The organism is Arthrobacter pascens (genome assembly GCF_017052465.1).
Classification (GTDB): domain Bacteria; phylum Actinomycetota; class Actinomycetes; order Actinomycetales; family Micrococcaceae; genus Arthrobacter; species Arthrobacter pascens.
Genome location: NZ_JAFHKT010000070.1, coordinates 1 through 6,827, shown reverse-complemented (window position 1 = coordinate 6,827; position 6,827 = coordinate 1). Strand labels below are relative to the sequence as shown.

8 protein-coding genes are annotated in these 6,827 nt (G+C 65.7%); 7 read left to right on the top strand and 1 reads right to left on the bottom strand.

The window, feature by feature from the left end; genetic code table 11:
- A partial coding sequence (locus tag JYA52_RS23165; RefSeq protein WP_504739503.1) for a pyruvate dehydrogenase E1 component-related protein occupies nt 1–140 on the bottom strand: 140 nt, incomplete at its 3' end.
- A 310-nt stretch (nt 141–450) separates the two neighbouring features.
- Here JYA52_RS23165 and JYA52_RS00425 point away from each other — a divergent pair.
- The 7 genes from JYA52_RS00425 to JYA52_RS00400 form a co-directional block, all read left to right on the top strand.
- Nucleotides 451–2,019, top strand: coding sequence for an NCS1 family nucleobase:cation symporter-1 (locus JYA52_RS00425; protein WP_205651189.1), 1,569 nt, complete (start codon nt 451–453; stop codon nt 2,017–2,019).
- A 40-nt stretch (nt 2,020–2,059) separates the two neighbouring features.
- Nucleotides 2,060–2,803, top strand: a complete 744-nt coding sequence (locus JYA52_RS00420; RefSeq protein ID WP_205651188.1) for an aspartate/glutamate racemase family protein — start codon at nt 2,060–2,062, stop codon at nt 2,801–2,803.
- A 24-nt stretch (nt 2,804–2,827) separates the two neighbouring features.
- Nucleotides 2,828–3,604 (top strand): SDR family oxidoreductase, encoded by a 777-nt coding sequence (locus tag JYA52_RS00415; RefSeq protein ID WP_205651187.1) that lies wholly within the window; start codon nt 2,828–2,830, stop codon nt 3,602–3,604.
- Nucleotides 3,605–3,821: 217 nt separating this feature from the next.
- Nucleotides 3,822–5,318, top strand: coding sequence for a cation:dicarboxylate symporter family transporter (locus JYA52_RS00410; RefSeq protein ID WP_205651186.1), 1,497 nt, complete (start codon nt 3,822–3,824; stop codon nt 5,316–5,318).
- 97 nt (nt 5,319–5,415) lie between these two features.
- The gene (locus JYA52_RS22220; protein WP_240459803.1) at nt 5,416–5,649 is read left to right on the top strand and encodes a hypothetical protein; all 234 of its coding nucleotides are present in this window, start codon (nt 5,416–5,418) and stop codon (nt 5,647–5,649) included.
- Between the two features lie 38 nt (nt 5,650–5,687).
- Nucleotides 5,688–5,927 carry a LysE family translocator gene (locus JYA52_RS00405; RefSeq protein ID WP_307869261.1) on the top strand — a complete coding sequence of 80 codons (240 nt, stop codon included), beginning with the start codon at nt 5,688–5,690 and terminating at the stop codon, nt 5,925–5,927.
- 57 nt (nt 5,928–5,984) lie between these two features.
- Nucleotides 5,985–6,827, top strand: an 843-nt coding sequence (locus JYA52_RS00400) for a 13E12 repeat family protein (RefSeq protein WP_205651185.1), incomplete at its 3' end; no start/stop codon positions are given.

The following is a 6,827-nucleotide window of genomic DNA, read 5'->3' as shown; positions in this document are numbered from 1 at the left end:
TATTGGGCACGCTCGGTGCCCTGTTCCCTGATCAGCGCATCCAGGGACTCAACCCATTCGGCGGTCTCTTCCGGATCACGATCAGGCAGCTGGTTAGTCAACCCGCTGAGGATATGGGAGGTATCTTCTCCTGCAGCCACGGCAGCCTCGTTTCATCTTTGAATGTTGGGCTCATGTTTTCGTATTGTGAGAAAACATTCTTGCCATTCGAGATTAGGCAGTGTGCGGTGCTGCGGTCAAGGTGATGGCGGGCCGCCGCCCCCGCCGGGTGCGCCGGAAGGCCAACTCCCCAATTGTGACTGCCGCGACAACCGGGGCACCCTTGACCGCCACGTGATTCAGGTCATAAAGTTATTCCACTCTTCAAAACGTAGTTTCCGCTATATGGAAATAGGCTTCATCGGAGGCGTCGACCTCCGCTCACACCCATCCCAAGAACTGGAGATCCAGATGCAGACGACCCCATCAGTCGGCGTCGAAACGGCTCCCAGCCCGACAGAGTTGTCGGGCCAGCCGGTCCATCCCGCAACGGGCATTGACGCCCTGTGTGAAACAGCGAGCGCCGCTTCAGGGCGCACCATCAGCCCCAGCCTCTACAACATCGACCTTGCCCCGACCAAGCGGGAAGGCCGCCGCTGGACCAGTTACAGCATCTTCACGCTGTGGGCCAACGACGTCCACAGCCTCGGGAACTATGCCTTCGCCATTGGTCTCTTCGCGCTGGGCCTGGGCGGCTGGCAGATCCTCCTGGCCCTGGGCGTCGGTGCAGTCCTGCTGTTCGCACTGCTCAGTTTCTCGGGCTTCATGGGCGTCAAGACCGGTGTGCCGTTTCCCGTGATGAGCCGCATCAGCTTCGGCATCAGGGGAGCCCAGATCGCCAGCCTCCTCCGCGGGGCGGTGGCCGTGGCCTGGTTCGGCATCCAGACCTACCTCGCGTCCGTGGTGCTTCGCGTCATGCTCGTGGCCATGGTTCCGTCGCTGAAGGAGCTTGACGCCAACTCCATTCTCGGGCTGTCCACGCTTGGCTGGATTGCCTTCGTGTTCCTCTGGATTGTCCAGCTGGTCATCGTCAGCTTCGGCATGGAAATGATCCGCAAGTACGAAGCCTTCGCCGGCCCCGTCATCCTCGTGACCATGGCCGCCATCGCCGTCTGGATATTTGCCGAGGCCGGCGGTTCCATCGCCTGGGCCTCGGACAATGCACTCGAGGGCGCGGACATGTGGCGCACCATCTTTGCCGGAGGCGCACTCTGGGTCTCCATCTACGGCACCTTCGTCCTGAACTTCTGCGACTTCACCCGGTCCGCCGTCTCAAAGAAGGCAGTGGTGCGCGGCAACTTCTGGGGCATCCCGATCAACATGCTCCTTTTCGGCGCCATCGTGGTGGTCATGGCAGGCGGCCAGTTCAAGATCAACGGGGCGGTCATTGAGAGCCCCTCGGACATTGTCCAGACCATTCCGAACACGCTCTTCCTCGTGCTGGCCTGCCTCGCGCTGCTCATCCTGACCATCGCCGTGAACCTGATGGCCAACTTCGTGGCCCCGGTCTATGCCCTGACCAACCTCTTCCCGAAGCACCTGAACTTCCGCAAGGCGGCCTGGGTCAGCGGGACGATCGGACTCATCATCCTGCCGTGGAACCTGTACAACAATCCGCTCGTGATCGTGTATTTCCTGGGCGGTCTCGGCGCCCTGCTCGGCCCGCTGTTCGGCGTCGTCATGGCCGACTACTGGCTGCTCCGCCGCGGACGGGTCAACGTGCCCGAGCTCTACACGGATGATCCCTCCGGGGCCTACTACTACAGGAGGGGCTTCAACCCGCGGGCGATCATCGCCATGGTTCCCGCGGCCGCCGTCGCGCTCCTGATAGCTTTCGTTCCGGCGCTGGGCGCCGCCGCCCCGTTCGCCTGGTTCTTCGCAGCCGGCATCGCCGCCGTGCTGTACTTCGTCATCGCAGACCGCGCGCAGCGGCTCGAAGATGTCGACGGCGAAGCCATCGCCGTGGCGAGCACACACTGACGAGCACCCAGACCTTTCCACACCGAAAGCCGAGGCAACCATGCGCATCCTTGTCGCAAACGTGAACACCACCCAGTCCATGACCGATTCCATCGCCGCCCAGGCCCGCAGCATCGCGGGGCCCGGAACGGAGATCGTCGGCGTCACCCCGAGGTTCGGCGCGGATTCCTGCGAAGGAAACTTTGAAAGCTACCTCGCGGCGATCGCCGTCATGGACCGGGTGGTGAACTATCCGGAGCCTTTCGACGCCGTCATCCAGGCAGGTTACGGGGAGCACGGCCGCGAGGGATTGCAGGAGCTCCTGGACGTGCCGGTTGTCGACATCACCGAGGCCGCAGCCAGCACGGCGATGTTCCTCGGGCACAAGTACTCGGTGGTCACCACGCTGGACCGTGCTGTTCCGCTCATCGAGGACAGGCTGAAGCTGGCCGGCCTGGATGCGCGCTGCGCCTCGGTGCGCGCCAGCGGCATGGCGGTCCTGGAACTGGAGGAGGAGCCGGAGCGCGCCGTCGAGGCCATCATCGAGCAGGCGCTCCTGGCCGTCCGCGAGGACAAGGCCGAGGTCATCGTGCTGGGCTGCGGTGGGATGGCCGGCCTGGATGAACAGATCCGGCAGCGCGCCGGCGTCCCGGTGGTCGACGGCGTGGCGGCCGCGGTGACCATTGCGGAATCGCTGGTGAGGATGCGGCTCTCCACCTCCAAAGTGCGGACCTATGCCACGCCGCGGCCCAAGACCGTCATAGGCTGGCCACTGGTGGCGGCGGATGTTCCCGCCGCCCAGTAATCCAGGAGCCAACAGGAGTACCGCATGACCGAAACGCTGCCGGAAGCAAAGCGACAGCCCGGCCCTGTCGCCGTCGTCACCGGGGCAGGTTCCGGCATTGGCCGGGCGGTCGCCGGCCAGATGCTCGCGGCGGGTTACCGCGTGGCCTTGGCCGGCCGCCGCGAGGCGCAGCTGCTCGAAACGGCGGACGGTCACCCGGAGGCGCTGGCGGTGCCGTGCGACGTCACCGTGCCCGACGACGTCGAGCGCCTTTTCGCCGCCGTCCTCCGGCGGTGGGGGAGGGTGGATGTGCTGTTCAACAACGCGGGCGTGTTTGGCCCGGCAGCGTCGGTGGATGAGATCACCCTCGCGGACTGGGAAGCCACCGTTGCCGTGAACCTGACCGGCTCGCTGCTGTGCGCGGGCGCGGCCGTCCGCGCCATGAAAGCGCAGCACCCGCAGGGCGGACGCATCATCAACAACGGGTCCATCTCGGCGCATTCGCCCAGGCCGCGGACCGTGGCCTATGCCGTCACCAAGCACGCCATGACAGGCCTGACCAAGAGCATCGAGCTCGATGGCCGCGCCTTTGGCATCACCTGCGGCCAGATCGACATCGGCAACACCGCCACCGACATCATGGACACCATCGGCGTCGGCTCCGGTGCGCTCCAGGCGGACGGCACCCGCAAGGTTGAGCCCATGTTCCCCGTGGAGGACGCGGCGAGGGCCGTCCTGATGATGGCCGGAATGCCGGCGTCGGCCAGTGTGGGCTCGGTGGTCATCACGGCAGCCGGCATGCCCTTCGTCGGCCGCGGCTAACAGCGAACCAGCCTTTTCCGCCGCGTCTTCGGACAGCTGCGCCCGGATCCCGGACGCAGGCGCCCGAAGTCGCGGCGGATTTTTTCGTGCCTTCCAATCACCATTCAATTCCGCAATATGGAAATCAAATATCCTCTTGCGGAATAATGTGAGCGGGGTTACGTTTGAACCAGACCCCGATTTCCGGGGCTGTCCCCGATTGAATAGGTACAGATCAATGAAGATCCCAGATTCCTCGGCGCTGAAGGCGAGTTCGGCGCCGTCGAAGAAGAAGCCCCTGTACAGGTCGCTCTTCTTCCAAATTCTGATCGCCGTCGTGGCAGGTGTTCTCATAGGGCATTTCTGGCCGGACCTTGGCTCCCAGCTGAGGCCGCTCGGAGACGGCTTCATCCAGCTCATCAAGATGATCATCGCGCCGCTGATTTTCCTGGTGATCGTTACCGGGATATCAGCCGTAGGCGACGTCAAGGCGGTCGGAAGGGTAGGGGTCAAGGCACTTCTGTACTTCACAGCGGCCACACTCTTCGCCCTGGTCTTCGGACTGGTCGTGGGCAACGTTGTTCAGCCCGGCGCCGGCCTGAACATCGATCCGAGCACGCTCTCCCAGGAGGCACTGGACGCAAAGACCGGCCATGCCGCTCCCAAGGACGCTGCGGCGTTCATCCTCGACATCATCCCCACCAGCGTCATCGGCGCCTTCGCGAGCAACAGCCTGCTCCAGGTCCTCTTCTTCTCGGTCTTCTTCGGCGCAGCGATCGTCGTCATCGGCCGGGACCGCTGCATGCCGGTCATCAGCCTCATGGAGACCGTCCTTGAACTGATCTTCAAGATCATGTCCTGGATCATGAAGGTGGCGCCGATTGGTGCCTTCGGCGCAATGGCATTCATCATCGGCCAGTACGGCCTCGATACCCTGAGCACCTATGCCATGCTGATCGCCGCGTGCTACGGAGCCGCCCTGGTCTTCATCGGTCTCCTGTTCCTCGTGGCCTGGGGCATCGCGCGGGTCCCGCTCTGGCAGTTCCTCAAGTACACCCGTGAGGAGTTCCTGCTGGCCCTCGGCACGGCGTCCACCGAGGCTGTCATGCCGCGGATCATGACCAAGCTGACCAACGCCGGCTGCTCCCGGGCCACCACCGGCCTGGTGGTGCCCACCGGCTACTCCTTCAACCTCGACGGTGCCGCGATCTACCTTTCGATTTCGCTGCTGTTCCTGGCCCAGGCGTTCGGCCACAACCTGGACCTGGGCCAGCAGCTGGCGGCACTCGGCGTCCTGCTGCTGACCTCCAAGGGCATGGCCGGCGTTCCCGGGTCATCCTTCCTGGCACTCTCCGCCACCGCCGCCGCGCTGGGGATTTTCCCCGTGGCCGGCGTCGCCCTTCTGCTGGGTGCGGACCGACTGATGGACTCCATGCGCGTGGTGGTCAACCTGCTCGGCAACTGCGTCGCGACGTTCGTTGTGTCCAAATGGGAAGGCCAGTTCGACCGCAGTGTCATGGTCCGGGCGTTCCGCGGCGAGATCACCAACCACGACTCCGCCATCATGCTCGGCGTCGAGGACGACTTCGAGGACCAGGAACTCGAGCGGATCAGCGGCGGCGGCCAGCCCTCGCCCAAGTTCCGCGGCGGCCCGAATCCGGAGGACATCCCCGAGTTCCAGATGACCAGGGCCGCAACCTCCACAGGAAGCTCGGCGGCCATCCACCACGAATAGCTGACCGGCCCTTGCCCAGCCAGACCCCGTTCCGGAAACCCCGGGGCGGGGTCTGTGCGTTTCCCGGGCCCGCGGCCTGACCCCCTAAACTGGCGCCATGACTTTCCCCCAGGCTGTCCTGTCGTTCGCCGTTGTGGCAGGTCTCCTGACCCTTGTCCCGGGCATCGACACCTCCATCGTGCTGCGCGCCGGACTCACCCGCCGCCGCGCCGCGGCCTTCGCCACGGCAGCTGGCGTCTGCTGCGGTGCGCTCGCATGGGGAGCAGCCGCCGCCGTCGGCCCGCGGATCCGGGCCCGGCCCACGACGGCACGCTATGGGGCTCCTGGCTGAAGGGGGCGGCCACCAACCTGCTCAACCCCAAGGTCGGTGTGTTTTACGTTGCGACCATCCCGCAGTTCATTCCCGCCGGAATGTCACCCTTGGCCATGGGGCTGCTGCTGGCTGCGGTGCATGGCGTCATGGCCATGTGCTGGTTCACGCTGATCATCATTGGCACCGGCTTTGCCTCGAAATGGCTGCGCAGCCCGCGGTCCATCAGCATTATCGACCGCATTACCGGAGCAGTGCTCATCGGCTTCGGCGCCCGGCTGGCACTGGAGCCGCACTAGCGGGCCCGCATTAATGTGACGGCCTTTAATGTCAGACCCCACAGCGACACTTGAGTTATGGGCGGTAATGGGGGGTCTGAAGTGGTTCCGGCCGCAGCGGGGTGCGGTTGCGCCGGCAGGTGCTCTCAGGCGACGGCAGCGGACGATGCCGCCTTGGCCCTGTGCGGGGACGCGGCCGCTCTGCGCGGGGGTGTGGCCGATCAGGATGGTGCCCGGCTGATTGATGAGATCCGGGCACTGGAAGTGGAAAAGTCTGCCTTGGCTGCCCGTCAGGCCCGCTTGACCGTGGCATTTGAACAGTTGCAGCGCCGGCAGCAGTGCCACCTCGGGATCCCCGCTGACCGGCTCGGGGCGGGCATCGGAGCGCAGATCGCCCTGGCGCGTGGCGAGTCCCCGGCCAAGGGAAACCGGTTGTTGGGCCTGGCCAAGGCCCTGGTGACGGAGATGCCGCACACGCTCGCTGCCGTGGAGACGGGGCAGTTGAACGAATGGCGGGCCACGTTGCTGGTACGCGAAACGGCGTCCCTGTCCTCCGCGGACCGGTCCAGCGTCGATGAGGAACTCGCCCCCGACACCGGAACGCTGAGCGGTGCAGGAGACCGGGCCGTCGTGGCCGCGGCCCGGGCCGCCGCCTACCGCCGGGACCCGCGCTCCGTCACCCAGCGCGCGGCCCACGCCGCCACCGAACGGCACGTCAGCCTCCGCCCGGCACCGGACACCATGTGCTACCTGACCGCCCTATTGCTCGTCTCGGCCGGCGTCGCCGTGCACGCGGCCCTGACCCGGCACGCGGACAGCCTGCGCTCCGGCGGGGATGAACGCGCCCGCGGGCAGATCATGGCCGATGACCTGGTCGAATGGACCACCGGCACCCCCGGCGGGATCACCGGCATCGAGATC

Bases quoted from the DNA above. Each gene is read 5' to 3' on its own strand.
- JYA52_RS00425 (WP_205651189.1), top strand. From the start codon at position 451: ATGCAGACGACCCCATCAGTCGGCGTCGAAACGGCTCCCAGCCCGACA.
- JYA52_RS00420 (WP_205651188.1), top strand. From the start codon at position 2,060: ATGCGCATCCTTGTCGCAAACGTGAACACCACCCAGTCCATGACCGAT.
- JYA52_RS00415 (WP_205651187.1), top strand. From the start codon at position 2,828: ATGACCGAAACGCTGCCGGAAGCAAAGCGACAGCCCGGCCCTGTCGCC.
- JYA52_RS00410 (WP_205651186.1), top strand. From the start codon at position 3,822: ATGAAGATCCCAGATTCCTCGGCGCTGAAGGCGAGTTCGGCGCCGTCG.
- JYA52_RS22220 (WP_240459803.1), top strand. From the start codon at position 5,416: ATGACTTTCCCCCAGGCTGTCCTGTCGTTCGCCGTTGTGGCAGGTCTC.